This is a genomic window from Bradyrhizobium sp. 930_D9_N1_4 (assembly GCF_052076015.1).
Classification (GTDB): Bacteria; Pseudomonadota; Alphaproteobacteria; order Rhizobiales; family Xanthobacteraceae; genus Bradyrhizobium.
The window spans coordinates 5,992,510-6,006,797 of the sequence record NZ_CP197236.1; the positions used below are offsets into that span (position 1 = coordinate 5,992,510).

At 64.4% G+C, this 14,288-nt stretch carries 9 protein-coding genes; 4 read left to right on the top strand and 5 right to left on the bottom strand.

All coding sequences use genetic code 11. From position 1 onward, the window contains the following. Window positions 1-156 precede the first annotated feature (156 nt). The 3 genes from AB7532_RS28560 to AB7532_RS28570 form a co-directional block, all read right to left on the bottom strand. Window positions 157-1,500, bottom strand: a complete 1,344-nt coding sequence (locus AB7532_RS28560; protein WP_441238016.1) for a cytochrome-c peroxidase — start codon at window positions 1,498-1,500, stop codon at window positions 157-159. A gap of 13 nt (window positions 1,501-1,513) precedes the next feature. Then, on the bottom strand, window positions 1,514-3,250 hold the full coding sequence (locus AB7532_RS28565) for a phospholipase C (protein WP_441238017.1): 1,737 nt from the start codon (window positions 3,248-3,250) through the stop codon (window positions 1,514-1,516). Window positions 3,251-3,387: 137 nt separating this feature from the next. Continuing rightward, window positions 3,388-4,179, bottom strand: coding sequence for an ABC transporter substrate-binding protein (locus AB7532_RS28570; RefSeq protein WP_441238018.1), 792 nt, complete (start codon window positions 4,177-4,179; stop codon window positions 3,388-3,390). A gap of 230 nt (window positions 4,180-4,409) precedes the next feature. On the opposite strand from AB7532_RS28570, the gene AB7532_RS28575 reads away from it, so the two are divergent. Together AB7532_RS28575 and AB7532_RS28580 are read left to right on the top strand one after the other, a co-directional pair. Continuing rightward, window positions 4,410-5,603 carry an efflux RND transporter periplasmic adaptor subunit gene (locus tag AB7532_RS28575; RefSeq protein ID WP_441238019.1) on the top strand — a complete coding sequence of 398 codons (1,194 nt, stop codon included), beginning with the start codon at window positions 4,410-4,412 and terminating at the stop codon, window positions 5,601-5,603. 13 nt (window positions 5,604-5,616) lie between these two features. Next, window positions 5,617-8,772, top strand: coding sequence for an efflux RND transporter permease subunit (locus AB7532_RS28580; RefSeq protein WP_441238020.1), 3,156 nt, complete (start codon window positions 5,617-5,619; stop codon window positions 8,770-8,772). Between the two features lie 262 nt (window positions 8,773-9,034). On the opposite strand, the gene AB7532_RS28585 is transcribed toward AB7532_RS28580, so the two are convergent. After that, window positions 9,035-10,207 carry an MFS transporter gene (locus AB7532_RS28585; RefSeq protein WP_441238021.1) on the bottom strand — a complete coding sequence of 391 codons (1,173 nt, stop codon included), beginning with the start codon at window positions 10,205-10,207 and terminating at the stop codon, window positions 9,035-9,037. A 59-nt stretch (window positions 10,208-10,266) separates the two neighbouring features. On the opposite strand from AB7532_RS28585, the gene AB7532_RS28590 reads away from it, so the two are divergent. Continuing rightward, window positions 10,267-11,118: an AraC family transcriptional regulator gene (locus AB7532_RS28590; RefSeq protein ID WP_441238022.1), complete on the top strand. Its 852-nt coding sequence runs from the start codon at window positions 10,267-10,269 to the stop codon at window positions 11,116-11,118. Window positions 11,119-11,343: 225 nt separating this feature from the next. Then, the gene (locus AB7532_RS28595; protein ID WP_441238023.1) at window positions 11,344-12,696 is read left to right on the top strand and encodes a malonyl-CoA decarboxylase; all 1,353 of its coding nucleotides are present in this window, start codon (window positions 11,344-11,346) and stop codon (window positions 12,694-12,696) included. 357 nt (window positions 12,697-13,053) lie between these two features. Here the strand turns inward: AB7532_RS28595 and tarD are convergent, their stop codons facing one another. Then, entirely contained in the window at window positions 13,054-14,223 is a 1,170-nt protein-coding gene (tarD, locus tag AB7532_RS28600; RefSeq protein ID WP_441238024.1) for a D(-)-tartrate dehydratase, read from the bottom strand. Window positions 14,224-14,288: the final 65 nt, after the last annotated feature.

Here is a 14,288-nt window from a genome sequence, read left to right on the forward strand (position 1 = left end):
GACATCGGTCGGATCGGAGCACGTGGCACCGGCTCGCCCGCCTCGCTCCGCCGTCATTGCAAGGAGCTCTTGCGACGAAGCAATCCAGAGTATTTCCGCAGAACGATTCTGGATTGCTTCGCTCCGCTCGCAATGACGAGGGAGCGAGGAACCGCGCTAATTCCCCGCCTTGTAACCGTCCGTCAGCGTCTTCAGAAACGCGATGATGTCGGCTTCGTCCTGTTCGGTCATCGCCGGCTTGTCGCCGGGATGACGATCGAACGGCGGATCGGTGACGTCGACATTGGCATGATATTTTTGCGGCAGGTCGTCGTACTTCCGCGCCGTGCCATCGGCGGCGCGTGGAAACACTTTCTCGGGATTGGTGTCGCGGAAATTGTAGAAGTCCAGCACCTGCTCGAGCGTGCTGAAGGCACCGTTGTGGAAGAAGGCGTGGCGCGTTGCCGTGTTGCGCAACGTCGGTGTCAGGAACATGCCGCAATATTGCGTCTGCTCCGGGATGTCGGTGCGCTGCGGGCCGCAGACGCCGAGATCGAAATGATCGGGATCGCCGTTGCCGGCGAGCGTGGCGTTGCGGGGCGCGCCGAGGGCCTCGTATTGATGATCGGTAAAGAGCGGCGGCAGGTTGTCGCGCGTCGGCGCCGAGGTGTGGCAGCCCGCGCAATTGGCCTTGTCGGGATTGTTGAAGACTTGCAGGCCGCGCAGTTCGCGCTCGGACAGCCGCGCCTTGCCTTCGAGCCAGTAATCGTACTTGCTGGTGTAGGGATGGAAGCTCGGCTCCTCGACCTGATAGCGCGCCACGGCGAACATCGCCTCCGCGATCAGGAGGCCTTGATTTCTGAGCACGCCGGCACCGAACAGCTCGACGAAGCGGTTGACGTAAGGCGCGCGGCGCAGCTTGTCCGCAACGATCCCGGCGCTGCCGCCGTCCATCTCGTTGGGGTCCAGCAACGGAAACAGCGCCTGGTCCTGCAACGTGTCGGCGCGACCGTCCCAGAACAGGCCGCCCTGCGGCACGATGTTCGCCGACGCGCCGCTGCCGCCCGCGGTCTTCGTCGTGCGCGCGGCTTGCTGGCCGATGGCGGCCATCTGCGCGAGGTCGATGACGTTGTCGTCGTCGCCCTTGTCGGGGCCGATGCTGAAATTGGGATGACGATCGAGATAGGTCAGCGACGGCACCGCGCGCGCGCCTTGCCGCGCGAGTTTGGCGCCGCCGAGCATGACCGGTCCGTCATTGGGCGGACCGTAAGCATGATCCGGGCTGTGACAGGACGCGCAGGACAGCGCGCCCGACGACGACAACGAGGCGTCGAAAAAGATCTCCTTGCCGAGCAGCGCCATCGATGACAATGGCGCGACCGGCGGACGCATGAGACGAACCGGGTTCGGGTTCACGCCCGCCTGTCTCGTCTCCGCACGTCCTGGCGTGCCGGCAACAAGGACGGCGCCGGCCAGACAAAGCAGGCCGGCGCCGAGAAGCCACATGGTGCGGCCGTTCATATGAGCCAGCGCCCTAATGGTGGTGGTGCTCGTCCGGCGGGCTTGTCATCACCGTGCCGGAGGTCGGATCGAGGAACAGCGCATCCACCCGCAGATCGTGGCGATGATCCTGATCGAAGTCGAACAGGTCCGTGATCGAACCGGAGCCGGCGTCGAACGAGCCGCCGCCGAGGCGCTGGCCGCGCAGCCAGTTGTCCTCGATGAACCGCACCACGGAGGCCTGCGAGATGTAGGTGCTGCTGACGTGGTTGGTCCGGGCATAGGGCGAGACCACGATGAAGGGAATGCGCGTGCCGGGACCGCAGCGGCCGTTCACCGGCTTGCCGACGAGGCCCTTCGGCGCAGGCTGCTTCTGCGGCCCGAGGCCGCACAGGCCCGCACCGTTGATCTGATCGGCGGTCGGATCGTACGAGGCGTTCTTCGGCGCGACGTACTGGTGATCGTACCAGCCGTCGGAGTCATCATAGGTGATGATGACCGCAGTCTCGCGCCATTCCGGCTGCCTCTGCAGGAAGTTGATCAGCTCGACATTGCCGGCCTGCTCATCGAGCGGATCGGAATTGCCGGCGTGACCGTCCTGGAAGGCCGGCATCTTGATGTAGGAAACAGCCGGGAAATTGCCGGCCTTCACCGCAGCGTAGAAGTCTTCGAGATCGTAGCCGTGATTGGCCGGATCGACCTTGCCGTTGAAATCATAGGTATGACCGATCGCACGCACCGAGCCCGGTCGCGCGTGGGTCGGGTTGGCCGTCGACTTGTAGTACTGGAACCAGGCGTGGTGCGGGATGTAGTCCACGATGGTGCCGTTGACGTTGCTGGAGAACGTGCTGCGGGCGCAGCCGGTGGTGCCGTTGGCGTTCTTGAGCGTCAGGTCGAAGCCGCCCATGAAGCTGCCCCAGCTGATGTGCTCGGCGTTGAGCAGGTCGCCGATGTTCTTGCCGTCCATCAGGATCGTGCTGGTGGTGCTCGAGCAGGGATCGTTGCCCGGGTCGGTGTCACCGATCAGCGTCAGGCCGCCCTGGCCGTCGGCGATCGACGATGACGTGCCGACGATGTTCTGCACGCCGTTGGTCTGGCCGGAGATCACTTCGAGCATGCCCGGCGTCGACGGACCGAACGTGTCGGTCCAGGCATTATCGCTCATGGCGAAGTGCTGGGCGTAGTTCCAGAAGGCCGTGGTGGTGTTGCCGTCGAAATAACCCATCACCTGACCGTTGGTGCCGAACGCGCCGGCGCCGCCGGCGGTACCGCGGCCGGTGAACTTCGGGAACAGGTCTTCCTTGCCGTTGTCCACGGCCTGCTGCTCGGGCGTATAGGAATGGTTCTGCGAGCGCGTGTTGGCCTGGGTACGGTCGAGACGGAACGGGTCGGTCGCACCGGTGCCGTTGGCCGGGCTGTTGTTCGGATTGTTCACCAGCAGATGGGCGTTGGCGAGGTTGTTGACCTTCGGCGTCCGCGGCTTCGGCACGAAGGGGATCGAGCCGGACGGATTGGCCGCGTTGGGGTAGGTCGCAAAGTAATGATCGAACGAGCGATTCTCGTTGAAGATCACGACGAGATGCTTGATCGGCGTCTCGGTGTGGATGTCGTGCGGATGACGGTGATGATCGCGGTCATGATCGTCGTCATGAGCTTGATCATGCCCGTGATCGCGGTCGCGGCCGAAATCGTCCGCGAGGACGGGAAGCGTGCATGCGAGTGCGCTCGCGGCGGCGAAAATCGCCACCGTCGTCAAAAATCTGGATTTCATCTCTGTGTGCCCCGAAGGATTGACACGCGACCTTAGCGATCACCGGTGACAGAGCTGTGTCAGTTTGACGCACGAGATATTTTGCGCTGTGATCGAGACAAGATTTTTCACACCGCTGTCAAAAGCGCCGCCTGCCCCTATTCGGTCCGGATGGGCGTGTCCTTCAGGCCGTTGTTGTCATAGGCCTTGCGCAAGGTGCCGTTCGTCGTCGCTTCGGTCATGAACTTCGTGACGAAGGCCAACGCATGCGGATGAGCGAGCGGAACGGCAACCGCGGTCACCGTCTTCTTGAACGTCTCGTCCAGCACCTTCGAGCCCGGGATCTTCAGCGCCATCTTGTTAAGCTGGTCGCGAGACAGCGCGAAGGCGTCGATCTCGCCGCTCTTGAGCAGGCCGAAGATCTCGTCATAGGTCTGATAACCCGTGACTTTCGCATTCTTCAGATGAGCGATGGCGCCGCGCATCGTCGTCGTGGCGTTGACGGCCGCGACCTTGATGCCGGGCTGGTCGAGCGTGGCGAAGTTGGTAACGTTCGAACCTGCCTTGACGATGTAGGTGGCGTCCGCGACCTCGTAGATCGGGCCGAACATCATCCTGGTCTCGCGCTCGGGATCCTTCGGGAGCCATGTGACGTCCCAGGTGCCTTTGCCGGCCGCGTCGGTGATCTGCCCGGAGTTCTGATGCACGACATATTCGACGGGGACGCCGAGCTGGGCGGCCATCTCCTTGCCGAGGTCGACGGGAACGCCGGCATACCCGGCTTCGGTCTTGGTCGACCAGAACGCGCCGCCGGCCGGGCTGATCGCGATCGCGACCCGCAGCTTGCCGGTCGGCGCGATCTCGTCCTTCAGGCCATCGGCTAGCGCGGGCATGGCAACAGCTGCTGCGAGAACGAGGCCGGCGAGAGCCGAGTGGAGGGACGCGGACATGTCATGTTCTCCTCACCTTTTCTTGTTCAGGACCGCGTCGTCTCCGTCACGCGGCCTTTGACACAATTCTGGTCGATCATGCGCACGATGAAAAGCGGTTTGTCATGACAAACCCGCCAAAGCGCACAGTGCTGCCTGCGGTGCAAGGGACTGCCATGGCTATGGTGTTCCACGCCCGGGCATTTGTTGCTAGCCTGCCGCACCGACAGACAGCAATCGGGGGCCTCCGAATGACCTGCGCGAATCTCACTCGTCCCGCACATCGCTATGGAGAGTGGAGACAGATCGGGCGGGCCCTGGCCGCCGCGACAGCACTGGTTGCGCTGGCCGGCTGCGAGGACAAAAACACCTTCGTGGCCCCGCCGCCGCCCAAGGTGGACGTCGCGACGCCGGTGCAGCGTCCCGTCACCCGCTATGTCGAGGCCACCGGCAACACCGCGCCGATCAAGAACGTCGACCTCGTCGCGCGCGTGCAGGGCTTTCTGCAATCGATCGACTATCAGGACGGCACCTTCGTCAAGCAGGGCACCCAGCTGTTCACGATCGAGCCCGAGACCTACAAGCTGAAGCTCGATCAGGCGCGGGCAGCCGAGGCCGGATCGCAAGCCTCGCTCCGGCAGGCGGAAGCCGACTACAAGCGGCAGGTCGAGCTGGTGCAGCGCCAGGCCGTCTCGCAGGCGACCCTGGACACCTCGACCTCGACCCGCGACAACGCGCAGGCCAATCTCCAGCAGGCGCAGGCCAACACCAGGCTCGCCGAGGTCAACTACGGCTACACCAAGGTCACCGCGCCGTTCGACGGCATCGTCAGCGCGCACATGGCCTCGATCGGCGAGCTCGTCGGCGTGTCCTCCCCGACCCAGCTCGCGACCATCGTCGCGCTGGACCCGATCTGGGTGAACTTCACGGTCAACGAGCGGGATGTGCTTCGCATCCGGGCCGAAGCGGCCCGCCGCGGGTTGACCGTCGCCGACCTCAAGCAGCTGCCGATTCAGGTCGGCCTCCAGACCGAGACCGGCTATCCGCACGAGGGCCATCTCGACTACGTCTCGCCGACCCTCAATTCATCGACGGGCACGCTCGCGGTGCGCGGCGTCGTGCCCAACGACAAGCGGGTGTTGCTCCCCGGCTATTTCGTCCGTGTCCGCGTGCCCTTCGACCAGGAGAAGAACGCCCTGCTCGTTCCTGATGTCGCGCTCGGCAGCGATCAGAGCGGCCGCTATCTTCTGGTCGTCAACGGCGACAACGTCGTCGAGCAGCGCAAGGTGCAGATCGGCCCCGTCGACAACGGCCTGCGCGTGATCGAAGGCGGCCTGAAGCCCGACGATCGCGTCGTGATCGCCGGACTGCTGCGCGTGATCCCGGGCCAGAAGATCGACCCGCAGGTGACCAAGATCGAACAGCCCCAGGCGTCGGCCAAGTGAGGGGGCGCCAGCCATGATCTCAAAATTCTTCATCGAGCGGCCGGTCCTCTCGAACGTCATCGCGCTGCTGATGATCCTGATCGGCGGCGTCGCGCTGTTCAATCTCGCCATCGCGCAATATCCCGACGTGGTGCCGCCGACCGTGCAGGTCACCACGCGCTATCCCGGCGCCAGCGCCAAGACCGTGATCGACACGGTTGCCTTGCCGATCGAACAACAAGTCAACGGCGTCGAGGACATGCTCTACATGCAGTCCTACAGCGGCTCCGACGGCACCTATACGCTGACGGTCACGTTCAAGATCGGCACCGACCTCAACTTCGCGCAGGTGCTGGTGCAGAACCGCGTCTCCAGCGCGCTGTCGCAACTGCCGAGCGCGGTGCAGAACCAGGGCGTCACCGTGCAGAAGCGGTCGACCTCGATCCTGCTGTTCGTGACGCTGACATCGCCGGACAAGACCTTCGACAGCCTTTACCTGAGCAACTACGCGACCATCAATCTTCGCGACGAGCTCTCGCGCCTGCCCGGCGTCGGCAACGTCACGGTGTTCGGCGCCGGCCAATATTCGATGCGGGTGTGGCTCGATCCGAACAAGCTGCAGGTGCGCGGGCTCGTGCCGCAGGATGTCATCCAGGCGATCCAGCAGCAGAGCCAGCAGGTCTCCGCCGGCCAGGTCGGCGCACCGCCGACGCCGCCGGGACAGGCGTTCCAGTACACGCTCAACGTCAACGGCCGGCTCGACGACACCACCCAGTTCGAGAACATCATCGTCAAATCAGGCACAAGCGGCGACGTCACGCGCGTGCGCGATGTCGGCTGGGTCGAATTGGGCGCGCAGACCTACAGCCAGATATTCTCGCTGAACAAGCAGCCGGCCACCGGCATCGGCGTATTCCAGTCGCCCGGCGCCAACGCGCTCCAGGTCGAGCAGGCCGTCGAGAAGAAGATGGCCGAGCTCGCCAAGGCCTTCCCGCAGGGCATGAAGTACGACACGCCGTTCGACACCACCAAATTCGTGCAGGCCTCGGTGCACGAGGTCTACATGACCCTGATCGAGGCCGGCCTGCTGGTGCTGGTCGTGATCCTGGTGTTCCTGCAGGACTGGCGCGCGATGCTGGTGCCGGCGACCACCGTGCCCGTGACGATCATCGGCGCGTTCGCGGCCATGGCGGCGCTTGGCTTCACCATCAACATGTCGACGCTGTTCGCGATCGTGCTGGCGATCGGCATCGTGGTCGATGACGCCATCGTCGTGGTCGAAGGCGCGGCGCACAATATCGAGCAGGGCATGAACGGCCACGATGCCGCGATCAAGGCGATGGACCAGCTGTTCGCACCGATCGTCGGCATCACGCTGGTGCTGATCTCGGTGTTCCTGCCGGCCTCGTTCCTCGCCGGCCTTACGGGCCGAATCTATTCGCAATTCGCGCTGGTGATCGCGGCGACCGCGCTGCTGTCCGCCATCAACGCGGCCACGCTGAAGCCGACGCAATGCGCGCTGTGGCTGCGCCCGACGGTGCCGCCGAAGCAACGCAATTTCTTCTACCGCGGCTTCAACGCGGTCTATAATAAGGTCGAGCGCGGCTACACCCGGCTGATCACCTTTCTGTGCCGGCACGCGACGGTCTCGGTCGCGTTCGCCCTGGTGGTGATCGGGATCAGCGGCTACGGCCTGTCGCGCGTGCCGACCGGCTTCCTGCCGATCGAGGATCAGGGCTATCTGATCGCCGCCGTGCAGCTCCCCGACGGCGCCTCGCTGGAGCGGACCCAGAAGGTGCTCGACAAGGCCGCCGACATCATCAAGGACACACCCGGCGTTCAGCAGGTCATCACCATCGCCGGCATCTCCGCACTCGACAACAGCGCCAGCCTTGCCAATGCCGGCGTCGCCTACATCATCTTGAAAGACTGGGATTCGCGCGGCAAGGGCGAAGACCTGCGCTCGCTGGTCTACGGCCTGAACGACAAGGTCGCGACCATCATGGAGGCGCGCACGCTGGTGCTGCCGCCGCCACCGATCCAGGGAATCGGCAATGCCGCCGGCTTCTCGATGCAGGTCGAGCTGCGCGACGGCAACAGCGATTTCGCCAAGCTCCAGGCGATCACCAGCGCGATGGTCTCCAACGGCCAGAGCCAGAGCGCTTTGCAGCGCGTGCAGTCCTCGTTCCGCTCCTCGGTGCCGCAATTCAACGTCGAGATCGACCGCATCAAGACCCAGACGCTTCACGTCACCACCGATCAGGTGTTCGCGGCACTCTCGACCTATCTCGGCTCGTCCTACGTCAACCAGTTCAACAAGTTCGGCCGCGTGTTCCAGGTCTACACCCAGGCCGATCCCGCCTTCCGCGTCACCGAGCGCGACATTGCCAACATGATGGTGCGCAACTCGAACGGCGACATGATCCCGATCGGCACCGTCGCCACCATCACGCCGGCCACCGGCCCGTCGCTGATCAGCCTCTACAATCTCTATCCGTCATCGACCGTGATCGGCCTGCCCGCGCAGGGCTATTCCTCCGGCCAGTCGCTGACGCTGATGGAAGATATCGCGGCAAAGACGCTGCCGCCGGGCACCGGCTTCGAATGGACCGCGATGTCGTATCAGGAGAAGGCCGTCTCGAATCAGATCTACTGGGTGTTCGGCCTCGCCATGCTGCTGGTCTATCTCGTGCTCGCCGGCCAGTACGAGAGCTGGTACGCGCCGATCTCGGTGATCCTTGCGGTGCCGCTGTCGCTGCTCGGGCCGATGCTCATCCTCAACGGGCTCAAGATCGACAACAACCTCTATTGCCAGATCGGCCTGATCCTGCTGATCGCGCTGTCGGCCAAGAACGCCATCCTGATCGTCGAGGTCGGGCTCGAACTGCACAACCGCGACGGCAAGCCGGTGCTGGAAAGTGCGATCGAGGCGGCGCGCGCCCGCTTCCGCCCGATCCTGATGACGTCGTTCGCCTTCATCCTCGGCGTCGTGCCGCTGGTGCTTGCGACCGGCGCCGGCGCCAGCGCCCGCAAGTCGATCGGCATCACCGTGTTCTCGGGCATGCTGGCCTCGACCTGCCTCGCGGTGCTGTTCGTGCCGGCTTTCTTCGTGGTGGTGCAGCGCTTCGAGAACTGGCGTGCGAGCAAGAAGGCGCCGAAGGCAGAGAGGGTGGCTGAGGTGAAGCCTTAGGTTCCGACAAAGTGCGAAAACAACCCCATGCACAGTAGGGATGGGGGTGAAAAGGCTCGATTAAATTTCGGCCTTACCGAATCGACTTGCGCCGTCGGGCAAAACAGGGGCATGATGGCATCATCGGCAGGTATCGGGCAAAGTGCCCAGCCACCGCCCTACCCCCGTCATTGCGAGCGCAGCGAAGCAATCCAGAGTCTCTCCGCGGAGATAGTCTGGATTGCTTCGTCGCTGCGCTCCTCGCAATGACGGTGGAGAGAGCCTACGCCCCCTGCGGCGACCTGATCTCGCGCGGCAGGATGATCGCGGCGGCAATCGCCAGCAGGCAGAGCGCAGCAAACGCGTGCAGCATGGTGACGAAGCCGCCTTGCTCGTAGAGCCAGGCGACCAGGCCCACGGATGCGCCCGCGGCAGTGAAGCCGATGAAATAGCGCACCGCATAGGCGCGCGAGCGCCATTCCTCGCTGGTGTATTTGCCGACCATGGCGTCGTTCACCGTAACCTGGCCGAACGCGCCCATGACGATGCCGATCGACACCAGGATCAGCGGCAGATTGTTCAGGCTTGCGGCCAGATAGAGGAACGGCGCCAGCATGAAGGACAGCGGCAGCGCCACCGTCTTCAGCGAATAGCGATCGAGCAGCCGGCCGATCGTGTACTGCGTCATCGCGCCGAACACGTAGACGCAGGCCGCGATGACGCCGAGCAGCGCCGGGCTTTTCGTCAGGTCTGCAAGCCGCTCCGCGAACAGCTTTGGCAGCGCGACGGTGACGGCGTTGAACGTGGTCGAGATCGCGATCACGACGATCAGCAGCGACAGGATCACCCGCCACATGTCCTTCTTCGCCACCCGCGCCTGGGCTGCCGCCTGCTTCGAGCCCTTGCGGTCCTCGTGCACGACCATCATCGCAAACGCGATGCCGATCAGGATGGTGACGATACCAGGGACGATGAAGGCATAGCGCCAGCCGAGATACTGGCCGATCACGCCTGTCACCAGCGCGGAGGAAGCCACGCCGAGATTGCCCCAGACGCCGTTGATGCCCATCTCGCGGCCGAGCCTGTCGGCATAGGACACGATCATCGCGGTGCCGACGGGATGGTAGATCGAGGCAAAGATGCCGATCGCGAACAGCGCCGCGCCGAGCTGCGCCGGGGTCTGGACGAAGCCGACCGAGATCATGGCAAGGCCGATGCCGACGAAGAAGATCAGCATCATGTGGCGGCGGCTCCAGCGGTCGCCGAGCCAGCCGGTGATCAGCGAGCCGGCCCCGAAGGCAACGAAGCCCGGCGTCGCGTAAGGCAGAAGTTCCGAATAGGTCATGCCGAGCGCGGGGCCCATGATGATCACGGCGGCGGCGAAAATCAGCATCGCATAATGGTCGATGAAATGGCCCGCGTTGACGAAACTGATCACCCGGCTGGGACTGTTCATGGGAATCCTCACTTGCTCCGAAATGAGTTATATGTCGGACCTATGACGGGATGCTGCCAATGACTGTCTTGGAAACGCCAATCCTCCGGGAGGTCCGGAGCAACCATTTCTCGCCCGCGGGCGTGCATCTGGTCGCGCGCGACTATCCCAAGGGGATGCGGATCGATCCGCATTTGCACCGCGAGGCGCAGCTGATCTATGCGGCGAAGGGCACCATGCAGGTGACGACGCCGGAAGGGCGCTGGCTGGTGCCGCCGGACCGCGCCGTCTGGGTGCCGGCCGGGCTCGAGCATGCCCTCGACCTGCTCGCCGACATCGAGATGCGCACGCTGTATTTCGACCTCGCCTGGCTGAAGCGCGAGAAACGCTATGCGGGCCTGACCCGGGAATTCGTGGTGCGGGTGTCGCCGCTGCTCAACCAGGCGATCCTCGCGCTGTTCGACGCGCGCAACACCGAGGAGCGCACCGAACTGCTGGTGCGGCTGGTGATGCTGGAACTGCACCAGGCCGAGGATTCCGCGACCTTCGTACCGCTGCCGCACGAGCCGCGCTGCCGGCGCGCCGCGATGATCGTGCTCGACGATCCCACCGGCCTGCACGATATCGACAGCTTGGCGCGCGAGGTCGGAACCTCCGCGCGCACGCTGTCGCGGCTGTTCTCGACGCAGACGCAGCTGAGCTTCAAGAGCTGGTGCCAGCGCGCGCGGATCGCGGCGGCGATCCGGCGGCTGTCGACGGATGCGAATGTGTCGGTGAAGCAGCTCGCGACGCAGCTCGGTTACGCCAGCGTGCCGGCGTTCTCGGCCGCGTTCCGGCAGGTGACAGGGCGGACGCCGACGGAGTTTGCCACACACTCCGTGTCATCGCCCGGCTTGACCGGGCGATCCAGTACTCCGAGACGGCGCGGCTAGAATCGAGAAGCCGCGGCGTACTGGATTCCCCGCCCCCGTGCGCAATTGCGCACTAGGCGGGGCATGACACTGGTTGTGGAGCGCGACGGCTCACCCGGCATAACCCCCTTCCCGAAACGCACGGCCCCACTCAACTTGCCAAATTCCTCTGCTTGATTGTGATCGGCTTCCGCCTAAATCCCGTGTAAGCTTCCCGCAGCGCACAAACCTGATCCGAAAGCCCAGATGGCCAATGCCTTCTTCTCCGACCTGCTCGCCACCATCTCCGAGCGCGGCCGTACGCTGCTATTGCGCGGGGATTCCGCCGATACCAAGCGGGACGCCGGCGGACTGATCGAGCTTTGCGGCGCGCTGCTGTCGGGCCGGGGCGAAGCGTCCGGCACCGCGCTGGCGCGCGAGGTGCTCGACATCTACGGGGAGCTGGATGCGGCGGGACGCCGCGCTTTCTTCGAAGGACTGGTGCGCGATTTCGGTCCCGATCGGGAACGTCTGGCCACAGCGATCGAGAAATGGCGCGCCAAGCCGAGCGACGAGGACGCGAGCTCGCTGCATTTCGCCTCGGAACCACGGCGGCAGGAGCTGATCCGCCGTCTCAACCGCGCGCCCGGCGGCACCGGCGATCTCGTCAGCATGCGGGCCGACCTGCTCGGCATGATGAAGGGGCACACCGATTTCGCCGCGCTCGATCGCGACGTCTCGCATCTTCTCTCGTCATGGTTCAACAGGGGGTTTCTCGTGCTGCGCCGGATTGACTGGTCGACCCCGGCCAACATCCTCGAAAAAATCATCCGCTACGAAGCCGTGCACGAGATCAGCGATTGGGACGATCTGCGCCGCCGCATCGATCCGGTCGACCGCCGCTGCTACGCCTTCTTCCATCCGGCGATGGTGGACGAGCCGCTGATCTTCGTCGAGGTCGCGCTGACCGAGACCATCCCCGGCGCGATTGCGCCGCTGCTCGCCGTCGATCGCCAGTACCTGCCGATCGAGAAGGCGCGCACCGCCGTGTTCTATTCGATCTCCAACACCCAGCGCGGCTTAGGAGGCATCTCCTTCGGCAGCTTCCTGATCAAGCAAGTGGTGGAGGAGCTGCGCCGCGAGACGCCGAAGCTGGATACATTCGTGACGCTGTCGCCGGTGCCCGGCTTCATGCAGTGGATCAAGCAGGACAAGGATTTGCCGCTGACGGACGAGGACCGCGAGACGCTGAAGCGTCTCGACGATCCCAAATGGTATGAGAACCCCGAGACGACGACGCTGCTGCGCGCCGTGATCGAGCCACTCGCGGCGCACTATTTCCTCAAGGCCCGCACGCCGAAGGGCAAGCTCATCGATTCCGTCGCCCGCTTCCATCTCGGCAATGGTGCGCGGCTGGAGCGCATCAACTGGCTCGGCGACCTCTCGCCGAAGGGCGTCCGCGAATCCGCCGGCGTGATGGTCAATTACCTCTACCGCCTCGACGACATCGAGAAGAACCACGAAGCGTATGCGAATGACGGCGAGGTCGTGGCGTCCAGCGCGGTGAAGAAACTGCTGAAGGGCGAGGGGCGGCGGCTGCTGGACATGCGGCTGTCGTAGGCGACATACTCGGTGTCATCGTCCGCGAAGGCGGACGATCCAGTATCCCAGAGGCCGGCGTTGAAGTGCTCGCTATCGCGACATCCGCCGCGGCGTACTGGATGCCCCGGTCAAGCCGGGGCATGACAGCGGAGAGCGTTGGGAGGTCGAGGGCCTGAGCGCGCAGCCACACACTCAGTCGTCGTCCCGGACAAGCGTAGCGCAGATCCGGGACCCATAACCACAGAATTGAGTTTGGCGAAGACCCGGAGTTACCAGCGCGCGCCGTAACTCCTCCCTGGGGTTATGGGTCCCCGCGTTCGCGAGGACGACACCGTTGTCGGCGCGGTCATCTTGCCTCAACACCCCAGCGCCTCCCTACTCCGCCAGCGCTTTCATTTCCTTGTAGAGATCGGACTTGCCCTCAAAACCGATGCCGGGGAGGTCAGGCATGGTGATGTGGCCGTTCTCGACACGGACGCCATCGGGAAAGCCGCCATAGGGCTGGAAGAGATCCGGATAGCTTTCGTTGCCGCCTAAGCCCAAGCCTGCTGCGATGTTGAGCGACATCTGGTGGCCGCCGTGCGGGATGCAGCGGCTCGGCGACCAGCCGTGGGTCTTCAAGACCTCCAGCGTGCGCTGGTATTCGCACAGGCCGTAGGACAGCGCGCAATCGAATTGCAGCCAGTCGCGATCGGGGCGCATGCCGCCGTAGCGGATGAGGTTGCGGGCGTCCTGGTGGCTGAAGAGATTCTCGCCGGTCGCCATCGGGCCGGGATAGAATTCGGCGAGCGCTGCCTGCAATGCGTAGTCGAGGGGATCGCCGACCTCCTCGTACCAGAACAAGGGATAATCGCGCAGCATCTTGGCGTAGGCGATGCCGGTTTCGAGATTGAAACGGCCGTTGGCGTCGACGGCGAGCTGCGCGTCCTTGCCGATCTCCTTCAGCACCGCCTCGATGCGGGTGCGATCGTCCTCGATATCAGCGCCGCCGATCTTCATCTTGACGACGTTGTAGCCGCGGTCGAGATAGCCGCGCATCTCGCCGCGCAGCATCGAGAGATCCTTGCCGGGATAGTAGTAGCCGCCGGCGGCATAGACGAACACGCGCGGATCGGCTTTGACGCCGTGACGCTCAGCCAGCAGGCGAAACAGCGGCTTGCCCGCGATCTTCGCCACCGCGTCCCACACCGCCATGTCGATGGTGCCGACCGCGACCGAGCGCTCGCCATGGCCGCCGGGCTTCTCGTTGGTCATCATCGCGGCCCAGACCTTGTCGGGGTCGAGATTGTCGCCAGCGGCGTTCAGCAGCGACTTCGGATCGGCCTCCGTGATGCGCGAGGCGAAGCGCTCGCGGATCAGGCCGCCCTGCCCATAGCGGCCGTTGGAGTTGAAGCCGTAGCCGACGACGCGCTTGCCGTCGCGCACGACGTCAGTGACGACGGCGACGAGGCTCGTCGTCATCTTGGTGAAGTCGATATAGGCGTTGCGGATCGGCGATGAGATCGGTTTTGTAATTTCGCGGACGTCGACGATGCGGACGGACATGGGGTGGCCTCGGTGGTTGTCGTCGTCATTGCGAGGAGCGAAGCGACGAAGCAATCCAGACTGTC